Origin of the sequence: Microcoleus vaginatus HSN003 (genome assembly GCF_022701255.1) — a bacterium.
In the GTDB taxonomy this organism is placed as follows: domain Bacteria; phylum Cyanobacteriota; class Cyanobacteriia; order Cyanobacteriales; family Microcoleaceae; genus Microcoleus; species Microcoleus vaginatus_B.
The window spans coordinates 1,208,655-1,223,620 of record NZ_CP031705.1; the positions used below are offsets into that span (position 1 = coordinate 1,208,655).

Genomic DNA, 14,966 nt, shown 5'->3' on the forward strand with positions numbered 1-14,966 from the left:
TTTTAATTTTACATTTTTAATTTTCAATTCCTACTTACTGCCTCTAATTCACAGCTTCTTGTTCCATAGCGCTTTGGTGATTGGACGATCGAATTCGCTCCAGCACTTGGTTGTCAATAGCCTCCTTCGCCAAACGAATGGCATTAAAAATCGAGCCAGCTTGAGACGAACCGTGGCTGATAATGCAAACTCCAGCAACGCCCAATAGCAAACCGCCGCCGTGTTCAACGTGGTCTACCCGCTGCTTAAATCCTTGCAAGCTTTTTTGCAGCAGAGGATCGTTAATTTGATGTTGGAGTCCTTTGACTAATTCTTCCTTCAGCACTTGCACGACGACTTCGCCCACCGCTTCGGCAAACTTCAACAACACGTTGCCGACAAACCCGTCGCAGACAATCACGTCGAATTTCCCCGACAGCACGTCGCGGCCTTCGGCATTGCCCACAAAAGGAATGTTCGGATTGTCCACCAATAACTGGTGAGTCCGCACTGCCGCGTCGTTGCCTTTTGAAGGTTCTTCGCCAATGTTGAGCAGGCCGATTTTAGGTTCGGCGACGCCCAGCACGCACTGGCTGTAAATAGTTCCCATAAGAGCGAACTGCTCCAAAAATTTGGGGCGGCAGTCCACATTAGCGCCGACATCGAGAATGAGTACAGAGGTGCCCGCTACCATTGTCGGCAAAACCGCACCGATCGCAGGGCGATCGATTCCGGGGAGCCGCCCCAACCTCAGCAGGGCAGCCGCCATTGCCGCGCCGGAGTGACCGGCGGACACCACAGCATCAGCTTGCTGCTGCTTTACCAAGTTCATCGCTACGTTAATCGAAGCGTTGGGCTTGCGTTTGAGGGCACTCAAAGGTTCTTCGTGCATTTCCACCGCTCCTTCAGAAGGAACGATTTCTAGCTGACCTGTAGAGACGCGGCCGATCGCGTCTTGTTGCCGGAGCGAGTCTTCTATTTGCTGCGGGTCGCCCACGAGCAAAATCTCTACGCCTAATTCTTCTTGTGCCTTAAGCGCTCCAGCTACAACTTCGGCGGGGGCATGATCCCCACCCATAGCGTCTATCGCAATTCTTGCGCGTGTCGATCCCATTGACCAATGTTTGAGAAACACTAAAAATTCTACCAGGAAGTCAGGAGCTTGAATCCACAAGTCTGAATAAAGAACTAAAATCCCCTCGCCCTAGTGATCGGACAATTCTCATTTCCGACTACTCTGATAGAACTTGTTTTGTCACTACTTTACTATTTTTGACGGCATATTGAAAAAATCAATGAAATAGTTTACATGACCGCAAGGACTTTAGTCCGGGAACCCCGGATTCATCCGTGGAGCGAGAAAAAAGCTCCGCATCCTGATCACAAGCCCCCGGATTTATCAGTGGGAGCGCTTTCTTCAATTTAAAATCTAAAATCTCAAATCGATTGACTTTAGGAGTAAAAAATGCTGGATTTATTTAGCTCAGGAATCATATCTCTGTGGCTGGACATGGCTGGGGTAGGCAGTGCCGCGCCTAATGCTGCGTCAGTGCTGGCGTGGCGGGGAGGGATACCCGGGCTAGCGGTGGCAGAAGATTTGGCTTTTGGGGGAATAAATGTGGCAAATCCCGACTTGCCCACAGAAGCGACGGTGCGGGAATATTTAAAAGATTTGAAGGACAAGAACCTGATTGAGGGAAATCAGGGAATTTGGGTGCAGGCGGGAATGGTGCCACTGGTAAGTCAGCAGGGCAAGACGCTGATGCCTGGGGCTTCGCTGACTAAGATTGCGACTTCTCTGGCGTCGCTGGAAACTTGGGGCGCGGATTATCAGTTTGAAACGCGGTTCCGGGGAACGGGGCCGATTAGGAATGGGGTGTTGCAGGGAGATTTGGTGGTCAGTGGCGGGGGCGATCCGCTGTTTGTGTGGGAGGAGGCGATCGCCGTCGGTAATGCTCTCAATCAAATGGGGATCGATCGTGTGGCGGGCAATTTGGTGGTCACTGGCAATTTTCGCATGAATTACGAGTCCGATCCTTGGGTTGCGGGGGAGATACTGCGGCAAGCCCTTGAAGGCCGCAGTTGGCCTCCAGACGTGGTGGCAATGTATTCTAAGATGGCTCCGGGAACTAAAAAGCCGCAAGTAACGGTGGCCGGCAGCGTCATTGCTGAGAAATTTGTGACTTCGGGGCATTTGCTGCTGAAGCGCCGATCGCTTCCTTTAGCGGAAATTCTCAAGCAGATGAACGTCCACAGCGATAATGAAATAGCTCAGATGCTGGCCGACGATTTGGGCGGGGCAAAAATAGTGCAGCAGCAAGCGACTTGGGCTGCGGGGGTGCCGCAGGAGGAAGTTCAATTAGTTAACGGTTCGGGATTGGGAGTGGAAAATCAGATGTCTCCGAGGGCGGCTTGTGGGATGATGCAGGCGATCGCCCGCAACCTTCAGACGACTGGGCTGACAGTTGCTGACTTGTTTCCGGTGTCCGGGCGCGATCGAGGAACTTTGGAAAACCGACACATTCCGCGATCGGCTGTGGTGAAAACTGGTACTTTGGACAGCGTGATTGCTTTGGCTGGAGCCATCCCCACGCGCGATCGGGGTTTAGTTTGGTTTGCAATTATTAATCGCGGTACTGATTGGGACGCTTTGAGGGCGCAGCAGGATATATTTTTGCAAAAATTGGTGCAGCAGTGGGGAAGTGCATCGATTTTGCCACTAGCAATTACACCGCACATTGACGGCGCCAGACCTGCCTTGGGGGCCGCAAATCGTAGTGATATTTTGGTGGGAGGTTAAGAAATAGGGGTTGAGTTGGAGTTCGGGGAAGGAGCGCTGACAAAATAGCTTAGAATTGGAACAAGACTATTGTGCAAGAAGATGATCAAACTGCGATTGAAGAGATACGGGAAAAAACGCGAGACAAGCTACCGGATTGTAGCGATGAACAGTTCTACTCGCCGCGACGGCCGTCCCCTAGAAGAGCTCGGCTATTACAACCCCAGAAATAATGAAACCAGGCTGGATGTTCCAGCGATTGTCAAGCGCCTACAAGAAGGCGCTCAGCCAACTGACACCGTGCGTGACATCCTGAGAAAAGCCCATGTATTTGAACAAGTCGGAGCCGGAGCCAACGTTGAATCCAGCACAGCAGCAGTCAGCTAGTCCCAACTACGCTGGACTGGTTAAATTTTTAATTGGGCCGTTTTTAGAGACCCCCGGATCTTTGCGGGTTGATTGCGAACTGCACCCGCGCCAATCGCGGGTCTGGGTTCGTCTCGCTTTTGAAGATCCGGACAAAGGGCGGGTTTACGGTAGGGGCGGACGCAATATTCAGGCCATTAGAACTACCCTTGAAGCGGTGGCCCAGACGGCGGGTCAGTCACTCTACTTAGATATATACGATGCCGAAGCGGGCGATCGTGGATCTGGCCCGCCCAGGGGCGATCGCCCGGATCGCGACCGCCCAGATCGCGACCGCCCGGATCGCGACCGCCCGGATCGCGACCGCCCAGATCGTGGCTCGCGGGAGCCGCGAGGCGACTTCCGACCCCGGACGCCACCTCCGTCGCCGAGTCCCTTAGCTAGCAGAACTCCGAGAGAACAACCTCGCCGTACTAACACACCTACGTTTAGAACGAGCCGAAATACTCCCGGTTATTAACTAACTGCATAGCCCAGAAAGAATTTTAGATTTTAGATTGCTTGTTGTAGACTGTATGTTACAAGCCCCGTTTGGTTTAAAATTGCCGATTTTGCGATCGGAAACAAATGTAAAATTTTAAATTTCAAACGTCAGCGGCATCAGGTTAATCTAAAATCTAAAATTTCCAATCTAACATCTAAAATTGCCTGACTTAATAGAAGGGAGATTTGATTGGTGCCTCAAGCACCAAACTCATTTGGGAGCTAAATCTAAAAGACGCCTTAGATACTAGGTTAAGCCTAGTAACGGGCGTCTTTTAGTTCCCACATAGTGACTGGTTTAACGTTTATTTGTTAAGTTTTAATTGCTTATTTGGAGGAGCTTATGTGGGCATGAATGAAAAACTAACAATAGAGTTACCGAGCACTCAAAGCGCAATGTCGCTGGCCGGTAATCAAGAAGAAAACCTGAAAATAATCTCTAAGCAAACCGGTGCTACCCTGGTAATGCGAGGGCAAGAACTGCTGATTTCCGGCACAAAAAGTCAAGTAGAATTGTGTCATAAATTAGTGCGATCGCTCTCCGACTATTGGAAATCCGGCAAAAATATCACCGGAGTTGAAATCCAGACGGCGCGCCAAGCTTTGGATAGCAACCGCCAAGGCGATTTACAAGACTTACAGCGAGACGTTCTCGCCAGAACCCGCCGCGGCGAAGAAATTAGAGCCAAAACCTTCAAGCAGCGGCAATACGTCCAAGCAGTACGCACGCACGACCTGACATTTTGCATTGGCCCCGCTGGTACTGGCAAAACATTTCTAGCAGCTATTTTCGCCGTGCAAGCGCTGTTAAGCAAGCAGTACGAACGGCTGATTTTAACCAGACCAGCCGTGGAAGCTGGCGAAAAATTAGGGTTTTTGCCGGGAGATTTGCAGCAAAAAGTCGATCCATATTTGCGCCCGCTTTACGACGCCCTGCAAGAAATGATCGACCCTGAAAAAATGGCCGATTTAATGGAAAGAGGCTTGATCGAAGTAGCTCCTTTAGCTTATATGCGGGGGCGCACTCTCAGCAATGCTTTCGTAATTTTGGACGAAGCTCAAAATACGACGCCAGCTCAGATGAAAATGGTGTTGACTCGTCTGGGCTTTCGATCGCGAATGGTAGTAACGGGCGATATCACTCAAACAGATTTGCCGCCAAACCAACAGTCGGGATTGTCAGTCGCCCAAAACATTCTACGTAATGTTGAGGGCATTGCTTTCTGTGAATTTTCTCAGGCGGATGTGGTGCGACATCCTTTAGTGCAGCGGATTGTCGCTGCTTACGAACTGCACGAAACATGAAGCAAGAGGGAAGAAGGAAGAAGGAAGGCTTTAGTTATCTATGAGAGAAGGAAGAAGGAAAAATTATCTTTTTTTTATCTAATTCCTTTTCCTACTTCCCAACTCCCCTTTGCTTCTTATAGATTTAATCCCAAATCCCAAATCCAAAATTGATATGACTGCGAATCTGAAAGAATTCTTGGAAGCTTGCGAACAATTGGGAACGCTGCGTTTAATCGTGACTAGCAGCGCGGCTGTGCTGGAAGTGCGCGGTTCAATTCGCAAGCTGTTTTATGCGGAGTTGCCGAAGGGAAAGTATGCGAATATGCACGCCGAAATATTTGAGTTTCACCTAAATATGGACAAAATAAAACAGGTGAAGTTTGAAACGGGTGAGGCGAAAAGAGGCAATTTCACTACTTATGCAATCCGTTTTCTGGACGAACAAAATGAGGCTGCTTTGAGCGCGTTTTTGCAGTGGGGAAAGCCGGGGGAATACGAACCCGGACAGGTGGAAAATTGGCATGAGTTGAAGGAAAAATACGGGGAAGTTTGGGAACCCGCACCTGTTGAGGCGCTTTAAAACATAGGTTTTTCCACCTTTGAATTGCAGATAGGGGGCGGGTAGGATGCCCAACCCCTACTCCCCACAAGTAGAACATTTATTTTCATAAACAGGCATCTTGCCTGTTTATGAAAATGGTATAAAATATGATGTTTAACTGATTAGTTGTCTAATTTTTGAATTAATGAACCCCAGAGGGCGCAGAGAACGGCAAGAAGAGAGAAAGAAGAGAAAGAGAAAGTTAGTTGTTTGAATGTAATTGGGTATGAAGGTAATTTGGGGTTTTTGTCTGGTTTTGGCGGTACTGCTGTGGGGTGGCGTTGCGAGAGCGGGGGTTTTGGGCGATCGCCTATCAAGTTTTCCCAATTGGGAAAGCAAGCCTCCTATCGCTGTAGCTAAGGGAGATTTGGTATATCCAGACTGGATGGCGGGGAATTGGAATGTTGCTAGCACTTTGGTAGATTTAGCCGCTCCTTTAGCGCCAAATATTGTCACGCCAGGGTTTGAAAGCAACCGCCAGTATTTGCAGCAGCCGATATTATTTAAAGTGCGATTTCAACCTGAAAAAAATCTCGGGTTGATTTCTAATTATACATTTAAAAACGCTCAAAAGATTGTAGCCGATCGCACTTTTAACGGTTTGAATATTGCCAAGGCTTATTTAGGCGATAGTAGCATAGTTTCAGTGAAAGTCGATCCGACCAATCCCAACCGCCAAATTACTGTTTTGAAAGGGGAACGCCAATTAATTTCGATTGTTACCAGTCGGGGAACTGAGACGCCGAATCCTCGCGAGTTTGTGTCTACAGAGATTTCTCAGCAGATTTTTCGGGGAGAGTCTGATATTTATTTAAACGAGGTGGAGACAACAACGGCTTATCGAGTTGTTGGAGGCGGACAAAATGGCGATTCTGCGAGTAAAAGAATTGAGGCCGATCAGGTAACAGCGATTTATTTGTCGCCGCAAGACCCGGATTATTTTGCTGCTGGGGGGCATCCTGTGGCTTTGTACCGATATCGGTTGGAGTTGGTGCGGGCATAATTAAGCTGTCATCTCGATCGACCTAGCAACTTCAACTTCAACCAATCCATTATCAACTCTCAAGGTCGTGTCATCAATACTTGGCTGATGTGATTAACCGCGCTAACTTGCGTATGGAAGTGATGCACGAGCGCAATGCTCACAACTTCCCGCTTGATTGGGCTGCAAGTGAAGTCACCCCAGTAGCAATGGTTGCTTCTTCTATCAATGGCTAAGTTTTAGCTTTTGATTGACAAAAAACCCTCCTAGTAATAGGGGCGCTTTTTGTTTACAGTAGAGCATATTATCTGTGTTAGCCCTACCTCCTCACTGGTTGAAATCCCTGCACAAAACTTACCCAGCGTGGTACTTTATCACCTGTAATATCTAGGATGGGAATGTTGAAACTTCTGACATCAGGGCGACCAATTTCACCAGCCGAAAAAGTCACATTCGTAGGTTCTGATTTACCTAAACCATAGGCACTAGCTATTTGATTAGCAAGTCGGCAGGTTATTTCAAAACTTCCCATATTAATCCTGCCACCTCCAGCCGCGTAATTCCAAGTAATACCGGGTGTTAAAGTCCCCTCTTGACACATAAAGTGAGTTACTTCAAACATTTTAGCAATGTGAACATCATATCGCCTTAAGCGTCCTCCATACGCCGATGCTGTGGTATCGCTTTCTGGTACTACAATCGATCCAAATCCTTCGTCAAAACCAAGCTTCATCGGCAGCGCTGTGGAACTTGTAAGCGGTTGACTCGCTTGGGGTTGTACGCGAGTCGATGACATCTGTATTGGTTGGACAAATTGACTATTAGCGCGAATAAAACAACCTTGCGCCGCACCAGCAGTGTAGGTTTTTCCTACAAAAAGCCAAGGTAAACCCCTGGTATCACGGAAAGTAACACCAGCATTACCAGGAAAGCTCTCAAAACGCTGTCCCTGTTTTAAAACACCAACTACAGACCAATTAAAAACATCAAATGGAGTGCGGTTGTCAACACGCATAAATTCTTCAAAAGAAGAATTCATGCGACAATTTAACCCCTTTGGGTCTGAGTCTACTACTTCCCAATAAGTATGAGAAGTTCTTCCTATATAATCCCCTTGATTATTAGGACTTGGTAGAGGTGCAGTAGAACCCAGTTTAGCTGTTCCTAATACCAGCAGAGTTGCAAGAGTAATGGTTTTTAATTCTTTTAACATGGGTATCACGTTTTAAACACTACATTTATTGGCAATCAAAGTGCGATCGCACGTCTTCAACAATTTCGACCCCCCCTCATGGGATGAAAAGCCGATTCACACCCATATAGGCATTAATATTAAGCACAATCTCAATTAGACCTTGAACACAAAGTTCTCGATCTTCGGTGTCTCTGAGCAAAAATCCCAAGTAAATTAACAAGTTACAGGCGATCGCACTGTGGACTTCTGAACCACCTGAGATAGCGAGAATCTCTCCGTTACAGTATTCGTGACGTTCTTCAGCAGTTTCCTCGATCGCCCGGTATTCATCTGGAGTAAAGCGAGTCTTTGTCGCATCTGGAAGATTTAGCGGGTTAGTTGAAGCAATAACCACGATCGCACCTCCTAAATAATTAGACTTTAAATAATTATGGCTTACAGCTCGATAGTTTTCCTAACCCCCAGGCGTTTTCTTGGATTTCATTCAAATTTCATACAGAGGTCTTCATGCCTTCGTCCGCTTGTGCTTCACAACCGCTAAATTCGAGCTTTTCTTTTACCCTTAATACTCAATTGCTTGGTAATAGATGTATAATAATGCAAAGCAAAAACCAGATTAATTCCAAAGAATACCAAAGTTAAAACAAAGGTAAAAAAAGACATAAACGACAGTCTGGAAGTCATCGTAAACATCGCCAAAATGATTGAGCAAAGCCCAAAACCGGCAGCAAAAGAACTTAAAAGCAGCAACCGCACCTTAGACATAGTTTTATTGAAAAATTATCAGTAAAATACACTTTTGGCAGCTAACGATGAGTGCCAAATGATACTTATTACTATATAGCTAAATTGCTCAGTTCCGCCAAGGGCAAAACGACTGCTTTCCTCAAAAGGTTTGAATTATATTGAAAAATACAGCCGGCGCTCTTGCCAACTTCGATCGCCCAACTTAATATCAATCCAAGGAATTCCCCAGCCTCCGCAAGTATTCCACCTTTCGCCGTACAGCCATCACAGGCGCAATCCCTCTGACAGCAAAGTATTCGCTTCCAAAACCGCGCTTCCCCGGGGATTCCAAACATTGCCAAAATCCCCAAACGGCGTCACCGGCAAAACTCGTTGTTTGTCGGGGGCGCGCCAAATCGGATACCGCAAATCGGCTGAATCAAAAATCCCGCTATCGCCAAGCATTGCATCCTGACAGTAACCCCGCAAGATATCTCAGCCCCCTCTAGCGAATTGTTCGATCGCCAAAAGCTCTGCCCCAGCCAATTCCACAGTCGATCGCACCCGCAGCAGCGTCTCAGGAGCCAACAAACGCACATACTGCAATTGACCCAGCCAGTTAAAAATCGACTGTCAGGGCTGCTGCTGCTCACCGTAACGCCAAATGCTGCCACTCCCATGAACTGCGATCGCGCCACCAACACATCTCTCTCTCGCCTCTTCGTAAAATCCTGAAACAGCCTCAGCGCCGCAACCCGAGTTCTACCCCCGATCATCTGCTCCCGGCGACAGCGGAAAATCCTTTCCCAGCAAAGATGTATCGCTTTCTCGATTGCGGGTACCGATACCGATCGCGATTTCTCTTCTCGGATTTTGCACGATCGGCTCGCGGTAAATCAACTGCCAACTACTTCCAATCGATCGACTTTGATCGTACCCGGAATGTTAGCAATTCTGCAGGCTCTGCAGGCGCCGCAACAGCGGGCGGCAAAAGTTGTTTAGCTGAAGGCAAAGGTGCTGGCGGCGCGGGTTATGGGAGGGGAGCCGGATTTTGCAACCACGGGTTGAGAATCGGAAATTCGTGTCTATTTTCTCCTCGGTTCGGCAATTGAGGGAGAGTTTCTGAGGCCTCACTTTGGGTCGTTTGATCCAACTCCGGGATGCTATTTTCTTGCCCTTTACTGCCTCTATCTAATTCTGAACCCGAGAATAAATCACGAAGCCGATCGCGCTCTTCTGCTATTTCTTGATTTAGTTTTAATTGAGACGGTAAATTATCATGCCAAATTGGCGCTTGCACCCCTGAGTCGGTACCAACCATCGACTCGCTAACACTTAGAGCCGATAGCAGTGCGGGGTAAATAGCTGCAATTGAAAAACCAAGTGCTAATGCCTTGAAAAACTTGATTTTACAAAAGCCTCTAGAAAATTGCACGGGCATGACAGATTAGCGATATTTGATAGTTATTTACATTTACGCTCAGGCGTGGCCGGCGCAATTGCAAGGAATAAAATTACTTTATCACTTTTTAAAGACTTAATTCCTTAATTCAACATAAAGATAGTTGACAGCAATTCTGTTTTGTGTACTCAATAATTACTGAAAAAAACTCCTCGCTCCCAAGCTAGCTCTCTTGCAAGGAATAAAATTACTCTATCACTTTTTAAAGACTTAATTCCTTAATTCAATATAAAGATAGTTGACAGCAACCCTGTTTTGTGTATTGAACACTTACTGAAAAAAACTCCGACCTCCCAAGCTAGCCCTGTAGGTCGGCGGAGCATTCTATCAAACCTGCGATCTGAGAAATAGGTAAATTTGGATAGAGATTACTACATTTTATTGAGCTGCGATCGCAATTCTTCCAACTCAGCGTCAATCACCGGACTCGACTCCGAGCTACTAGCTGCTGCCGTTTTACCCGCTGCCGGCAATTGACCTTGAGACACAGAACCCCCGGTCAGTTGAGCTTTCATCTGAGCCAACTCGTCGTCAACATCACCGCCGCTTTCGAGCAAGCGGAACTGTTCCTCTAAATTGCTGCCGCCGGCGGCCAATTCTGCCGAAGCTCCCGCGCGAGCTTCAATCTGCAAAACTTTTTCTTCCATGCGATCAAAAGCTGCCATTGAACTGCCAGTATTCAATGTGCCAATGGTATTGTTGAGCTGTTCCTGAGCCTTAGCAGCGGATATCCTCGCTTTGAGCATATCCTTCTTAGTCTTAGCTTCGGAAATTTTGCTCTCCAAACCGATCAAGTTGCGCTTGAGACTTTCAACCTGAGCCGATTGCTGATCCAGACTGGCTTTCAGCGTAGCGGCCGTTTCAGCGTGAGACTTTTTCCGAACTAGCGCTTCCCGGGCCAAAGTCTCGTCTCCTTTTTGCAGGGCTAGCTGAGCGCGCTGCTGCCACTGGTTAGACTGAGATTCAGCTTGATTGTACTGAGTCTGGGTGCGCTTTTGAGTAGCGATCGCGCTGGCAACGGCCTGACGCAACTGCACCAAGTCTTCCTGCATATCCGTAACGGACTGTTCTAAAATCTTTTCCGGGTCTTCAGCTTTATTGACCAGATCGTTAAGATTGGCTTTGACGACTCGGCTAATGCGGTCAAATAATCCCATAATGCTATTTTTCCTGGGTGAGGTGTACGAAGTAGGCGGAAAGCAGGCTTGATAGCCCTAGCCCGCAGTTGTGAAATTCACTGTTGTCAGATTTTTAGTGAGATTTAGTTTTTGGCAATTTTTGCAGACAGATAAATCCAGTTTAAAGCGATCGAGTAATGTGATGCAGGCAAGCTTATTCATGCACCTATCTAGTAAACTACCCGACACTCTTGCTTTGCATAGAGTGCGGGCTTTCAGTAGCCCTCAAGACAACTTCCTGCAAAGAGCAGGACATTATCTCGGAACCTCCGGGCAGGTTTACGATCTGCCCCAAAGTAGCAATATTTCTTGCTCCATTCACATCGGCATCGCCAATCCATCCGCATCGCTCATTCAGGCACTCAAACCGCTTACCTTGGCGATTGCCAATCACCTTGCAACAGTGACAAGTTTTGGAGGTATAGCGCGGATCAACCAGTCTTACATCAACGCCAAATTTCACGCCTTTATAGGTCAGGAATTGGCGCAACTGGTAGAACGCCCAACTATTGCTGCGTCTCCGTTCTGTTTTAGACCGTGGCAGTTCATTGGTACGCTCTCTGATTCCGGTCAAGTCTTCCAGGGTAATAGCCTGATTTGATGTCTTGGCTTGCTGGATCAGTCGATAGCTGATGGTATGGTTCAGCCATGTCTGGAATCTCCGTTCTCGTCCACTCAACCGTTGCAAAATCTGTCTCGCCCTTCTACGAGTAGACCTTGTGCCTTTGGACGCTTTACGCTGTAACGAAGCCCGTAGACGGCTATATCTGTCTCTGGCTTGTGTTACCTGTTTGCCACTGAATTTCTCTCCAGCAGATGTACAAGCAATGTCTGTGCGTCCCAAATCAACACCCAAGACATCATCAGTCTTTTGTTTCTCTGGTGGCTCAGACTCAAGCTGAATGTTCAGATAAAAGCTACCATCGTTGCGCTTTACCAAAGTTGCCGTTTTGGGGTCTTGTCCCTGCAGCAAGTGTTTTTGGTAATTACCAATGTGCAGCTTAAACTTTTCTCTGCCCTTCAGCATGGTCAAGCTGACCAACCAATCCGATTCGCCGAAGGTGAAAGTTCTCGCGTCGTAAGTGGCAGAAGTGGGGGCAAACTTCTTAACGGGCTTACCCTTTTGCTTTGCCGTTTTGCGATTAGCGCAAACTCTACGAATTGCGTGAATCGTCATTTGAGCAGACAGCCCAGAATGCGATCGCGCTTCCTTGTAAATCAAGGACTGAACAGCAATCTGATTCGTCAGCTTTTCGGGTGTATAGGTGTTCACGTACTCACAGCATTTTGCAAAGGCAGTCAGTACCGCATTCAGCTTTTCAACCTGCTGCTGCGATACTTCCAATTTGCAAGAGACTGTAAGAACTTGGGACCTTTTCAAAGCGTGAAGTTTTGCTGTTGCTATTGTAGCGTATTGGCAGCTTTCGGGGTATCGAACCCCTCAATCTGCCGCGCATTCCTCCCGACACTCACCTTTCAGGTAGAGTACGGGACTCCTGCTGTTCTAGTTGAGTTTAACTTCGATCCGGGAATTCCCCAACAGGCTTCGAGCCATCTCTAGCTAGGCTGTTGAGAAGTTTTTGCTTGTCCCGACTATTGTTCTGTTGCCTGGGGTTCAGGATGCGGGCGGCTCGCTCGACGGCAATTTGGGTGTATTCTTGCCCGGAAGCATTTGTGCTTTCATCGCCGCCAACTCGGTATCCACATCGTCGGCACCTTCGAGAGAGAGAAACTTCTTTTCTAAATCATTAGTTCCGAGTTCTGCGATGGCTTCGGAGCGAGCTTCTAGCTGCATGACTTTCTCTTCCATCCGTTCAAAGGCGCTCAAAGCGCTGCCGCTACTGAGATTGCCCATCATTTCTTGCAGCCTTTCCGACGATGCCGCCGATCGAGCTCGGGCAATGTACATATCTTTTTTAGATTTTGCCTCAGAAATTTTACTTTCGAGCGCCCGCATATTTTCTTTAAGTTTAGTCACAACAGCCGATTGCTGATCCAGACTGGCTTTCATCGCCGTGGCCGTTTCTTGATAAGATTTCTTGCGCGTCAGAGCTTCCCGCGCCAAATTTTCCTCGCCTTTTTGCAAAGCTAGCTGGGCCCGCTGATACCATTCTGCTGCTGTAGACTCAGCTTGGGAACACTGGCGTTCAGTGCGTTTTTGAGCTGCAATCGCCCCTGCCACAGCTTGTCTGAGCTGCACTAAATCTTCCTGCATATCCATTACAGCCTGTTCCAGAATTTTTTCTGGGTCTTCGGCCGCCCCGACCAAACTGTTAATATTGGCTCGAATCACTCGCCATAGGCGATCGAATAATCCCATTTTGCCAGTCTCCCGATTTTCAACTTTAGAATTAAGACACAGAAATCAAAATTAAAAACTAAAAATGAAAACTCCTCAATCGTCTTTTTAATTTTTAATTTTGAAATTTTAATTCCCTCTAAGTTAGGTCATCATGATTATTTTTAGGATGGGTAGGGCCCGAGCATTACCCATCAAAACTGAGCAAATGTTGGGTGAAGCGAAACGGAGGGTTCGTGCCTCGGCCCCACCTACTCCCCGATCATCAGTTTAATTGTCTTTGCCTAATTTATGGCTGATAGTATTGTGGCTTCACCCCTTTTTCTTGGAGTTCTTTCACCAAACGTTCTGCTGAAGCAGGATCGTTCAAAGCCCCCATTTGGATCTTGACACCCTTTGAGAAGTTCCGCACGTAGGCATCGGGAACTGCGGTTCTGGCTTGCTGCAGCGATTTTTCGTCGGTGTAATCGGTGACAACGTAATAGAAACCGTCCGCCGCCCGTGTAGGCCTTCCCAGCGGGGATGCGGCGGCTGGGGATGCTGCTGCTGGGGATGCTGCTGCTGGGGATGCTGCTGCTGGGGATGCTGCTGCTGGGGATGTGGCTGTCGGCTGGGCTGGAGAGGGTGTTGGAGGCAGTGTCGGCAGAGTCGGCACAGGCTGGGCGGCGCTGGGGCTGGGACTGGGAAGCAAAGCCGTACTCAGATTATTGAGTCCTTGTTCCCTGCCTCTGGGCGGGTTGCCGTCTTCTGTAGGAATCGGCACAACCCCGCTGGGGCCCGGAGGCGCTGGGGGAGTTGGCGGGATTGAGGCTTTTGGTGACGGGGAAGGAATCGGGCTGACTGTCGGCTGGACATTGCTGAGAGTGCTCAAATCTAGCTCGACAAATTCTTTGGATACCAGATTTGGAGCTTTCGGCAATTCCTTGGTGCTGGTATCTGAGGGGGAAGTAGAGGCGGGACTGTCGCTTGAAGAGGGTGCGTTGCGATCGAGCAAACGGTTCAGGCCGGCCATCTTAACTAGATTTGACGGGTACATAACTGCGTAGCCCAAAGCTGTGCACGATAGCAAAAACAGCAGCATCGAACTCAGTCCCAAGGGAGTTAACAAACTGGCGGCTAAACTGCGTTCTACCGTAGGCTCAGCTTTTGACTCGTCCAAACTTTCGATCAGTTTTTCGCTTGATTCGAGATAATTGTTGGGTGCCAAGGCACTGCTAGATAATTTTGTGCCACCCCTGGTAGTTGCTAGCGGGGCATCGCCCTGAGTGCCCGCAAGGGATAGGGGCAGCGATAGCGGCTGCTGGGTTTCCTCCGCAGTCTCCGGCGCCAAATTTTGGGCTAGCTGTTGCTCGGTTGTGGCTGTTTGCTTGCCGGTACGAACTGAGGGCGACACCCACTGTTCGGCGCGCCTCCTGTGCCTTCTGTATGTTGTCAATTCTGCTTCTAGGTTTACATCTAGACTCCCCAGGACTGCTTGCAAAGCAGGCTTGATTGGGGTTGAAGAGGATTGATGATTTGGGGATTCCACCGAAGAACGCTTACTCATTAGCAAAACTCCTACCGCCTCTG

Annotated in this window: 17 protein-coding genes and 1 pseudogene; 8 read left to right on the top strand and 10 right to left on the bottom strand. The window is 48.2% G+C overall.

The window, feature by feature from the left end:
• Positions 1-43 precede the first annotated feature (43 nt).
• Positions 44-1,093: a phosphate acyltransferase PlsX gene (gene plsX, locus D0A37_RS05040; protein ID WP_190663641.1), complete on the bottom strand. Its 1,050-nt coding sequence runs from the start codon at positions 1,091-1,093 to the stop codon at positions 44-46.
• A 351-nt stretch (positions 1,094-1,444) separates the two neighbouring features.
• Between plsX and D0A37_RS05045 the strand changes: the two genes are divergently transcribed.
• The 7 genes and pseudogenes from D0A37_RS05045 to D0A37_RS05075 all read left to right on the top strand — a co-directional run.
• Positions 1,445-2,779: a D-alanyl-D-alanine carboxypeptidase gene (locus tag D0A37_RS05045; protein ID WP_242721876.1), complete on the top strand. Its 1,335-nt coding sequence runs from the start codon at positions 1,445-1,447 to the stop codon at positions 2,777-2,779.
• A gap of 81 nt (positions 2,780-2,860) precedes the next feature.
• A complete protein-coding gene (gene rpsP, locus D0A37_RS05050; RefSeq protein ID WP_242721878.1) occupies positions 2,861-3,145 on the top strand; it encodes a 30S ribosomal protein S16 in 285 nt (94 codons plus the stop codon).
• The gene (locus D0A37_RS05055) at positions 3,117-3,644 is read left to right on the top strand and encodes a KH domain-containing protein (RefSeq protein ID WP_242721881.1); all 528 of its coding nucleotides are present in this window, start codon (positions 3,117-3,119) and stop codon (positions 3,642-3,644) included. The genes rpsP and D0A37_RS05055 overlap by 29 nt, the downstream gene beginning before the upstream one ends.
• A 374-nt stretch (positions 3,645-4,018) precedes the next feature.
• Positions 4,019-4,972, top strand: a complete 954-nt coding sequence (locus D0A37_RS05060; RefSeq protein WP_242721883.1) for a PhoH family protein — start codon at positions 4,019-4,021, stop codon at positions 4,970-4,972.
• A gap of 154 nt (positions 4,973-5,126) precedes the next feature.
• On the top strand, positions 5,127-5,534 hold the full coding sequence (locus D0A37_RS05065; RefSeq protein ID WP_242721886.1) for a ChuX/HutX family heme-like substrate-binding protein: 408 nt from the start codon (positions 5,127-5,129) through the stop codon (positions 5,532-5,534).
• A 247-nt stretch (positions 5,535-5,781) separates the two neighbouring features.
• Positions 5,782-6,558, top strand: a complete 777-nt coding sequence (locus D0A37_RS05070) for a DUF6816 family protein (RefSeq protein ID WP_242721888.1) — start codon at positions 5,782-5,784, stop codon at positions 6,556-6,558.
• 24 nt (positions 6,559-6,582) lie between these two features.
• Positions 6,583-6,773 (top strand): annotated as a pseudogene (locus tag D0A37_RS05075) (photosystem II q(b) protein); the annotation flags it as partial.
• Between the two features lie 83 nt (positions 6,774-6,856).
• Here the strand turns inward: D0A37_RS05075 and D0A37_RS05080 are convergent.
• The 3 genes from D0A37_RS05080 to D0A37_RS05090 form a co-directional block, all read right to left on the bottom strand.
• Positions 6,857-7,750: a hypothetical protein gene (locus D0A37_RS05080; protein WP_242721890.1), complete on the bottom strand. Its 894-nt coding sequence runs from the start codon at positions 7,748-7,750 to the stop codon at positions 6,857-6,859.
• Positions 7,751-7,826: 76 nt separating this feature from the next.
• Positions 7,827-8,126, bottom strand: coding sequence for a Uma2 family endonuclease (locus D0A37_RS05085; RefSeq protein ID WP_242721892.1), 300 nt, complete (start codon positions 8,124-8,126; stop codon positions 7,827-7,829).
• A 617-nt stretch (positions 8,127-8,743) separates the two neighbouring features.
• Positions 8,744-8,923, bottom strand: coding sequence for a hypothetical protein (locus D0A37_RS05090; RefSeq protein WP_242721894.1), 180 nt, complete (start codon positions 8,921-8,923; stop codon positions 8,744-8,746).
• A 141-nt stretch (positions 8,924-9,064) separates the two neighbouring features.
• On the opposite strand from D0A37_RS05090, the gene D0A37_RS28900 reads away from it, so the two are divergent.
• A complete protein-coding gene (locus tag D0A37_RS28900; RefSeq protein ID WP_278187155.1) occupies positions 9,065-9,193 on the top strand; it encodes a hypothetical protein in 129 nt (42 codons plus the stop codon).
• Between the two features lie 27 nt (positions 9,194-9,220).
• Here the strand turns inward: D0A37_RS28900 and D0A37_RS05095 are convergent, their stop codons facing one another.
• The 6 genes from D0A37_RS05095 to D0A37_RS05120 all read right to left on the bottom strand — a co-directional run bounded on the left by D0A37_RS05095 (position 9,221) and on the right by D0A37_RS05120 (position 14,943).
• Positions 9,221-9,358, bottom strand: coding sequence for a hypothetical protein (locus D0A37_RS05095; RefSeq protein ID WP_242721896.1), 138 nt, complete (start codon positions 9,356-9,358; stop codon positions 9,221-9,223).
• Positions 9,359-9,488: 130 nt separating this feature from the next.
• Positions 9,489-9,899 carry a hypothetical protein gene (locus D0A37_RS05100; RefSeq protein ID WP_242721898.1) on the bottom strand — a complete coding sequence of 137 codons (411 nt, stop codon included), beginning with the start codon at positions 9,897-9,899 and terminating at the stop codon, positions 9,489-9,491.
• A 392-nt stretch (positions 9,900-10,291) separates the two neighbouring features.
• A complete protein-coding gene (locus tag D0A37_RS05105; RefSeq protein WP_006635936.1) occupies positions 10,292-11,077 on the bottom strand; it encodes a PspA/IM30 family protein in 786 nt (261 codons plus the stop codon).
• A gap of 199 nt (positions 11,078-11,276) precedes the next feature.
• Positions 11,277-12,479 carry an RNA-guided endonuclease InsQ/TnpB family protein gene (locus D0A37_RS05110; RefSeq protein WP_242721900.1) on the bottom strand — a complete coding sequence of 401 codons (1,203 nt, stop codon included), beginning with the start codon at positions 12,477-12,479 and terminating at the stop codon, positions 11,277-11,279.
• 234 nt (positions 12,480-12,713) lie between these two features.
• Positions 12,714-13,418 (bottom strand): PspA/IM30 family protein, encoded by a 705-nt coding sequence (locus tag D0A37_RS05115; protein WP_242721903.1) that lies wholly within the window; start codon positions 13,416-13,418, stop codon positions 12,714-12,716.
• A 268-nt stretch (positions 13,419-13,686) separates the two neighbouring features.
• On the bottom strand, positions 13,687-14,943 hold the full coding sequence (locus tag D0A37_RS05120; protein WP_242721905.1) for an SPOR domain-containing protein: 1,257 nt from the start codon (positions 14,941-14,943) through the stop codon (positions 13,687-13,689).
• Positions 14,944-14,966: the final 23 nt, after the last annotated feature.

Coding starts and splice junctions, on each gene's coding strand:
- D0A37_RS05115 (WP_242721903.1), bottom strand. CDS start 13,418: ATGGGATTATTCGATCGCCTATGGCGAGTGATTCGAGCCAATATTAAC.
- D0A37_RS05045 (WP_242721876.1), top strand. CDS start 1,445: ATGCTGGATTTATTTAGCTCAGGAATCATATCTCTGTGGCTGGACATG.
- D0A37_RS05105 (WP_006635936.1), bottom strand. CDS start 11,077: ATGGGATTATTTGACCGCATTAGCCGAGTCGTCAAAGCCAATCTTAAC.
- D0A37_RS05060 (WP_242721883.1), top strand. CDS start 4,019: ATGAATGAAAAACTAACAATAGAGTTACCGAGCACTCAAAGCGCAATG.
- D0A37_RS05120 (WP_242721905.1), bottom strand. CDS start 14,943: ATGAGTAAGCGTTCTTCGGTGGAATCCCCAAATCATCAATCCTCTTCA.
- plsX (WP_190663641.1), bottom strand. CDS start 1,093: ATGGGATCGACACGCGCAAGAATTGCGATAGACGCTATGGGTGGGGAT.
- D0A37_RS05080 (WP_242721890.1), bottom strand. CDS start 7,750: ATGTTAAAAGAATTAAAAACCATTACTCTTGCAACTCTGCTGGTATTA.
- rpsP (WP_242721878.1), top strand. CDS start 2,861: ATGATCAAACTGCGATTGAAGAGATACGGGAAAAAACGCGAGACAAGC.
- D0A37_RS05070 (WP_242721888.1), top strand. CDS start 5,782: ATGAAGGTAATTTGGGGTTTTTGTCTGGTTTTGGCGGTACTGCTGTGG.
- D0A37_RS05065 (WP_242721886.1), top strand. CDS start 5,127: ATGACTGCGAATCTGAAAGAATTCTTGGAAGCTTGCGAACAATTGGGA.
- D0A37_RS05090 (WP_242721894.1), bottom strand. CDS start 8,923: ATGCTTGGCGATAGCGGGATTTTTGATTCAGCCGATTTGCGGTATCCG.
- D0A37_RS05100 (WP_242721898.1), bottom strand. CDS start 9,899: ATGCCCGTGCAATTTTCTAGAGGCTTTTGTAAAATCAAGTTTTTCAAG.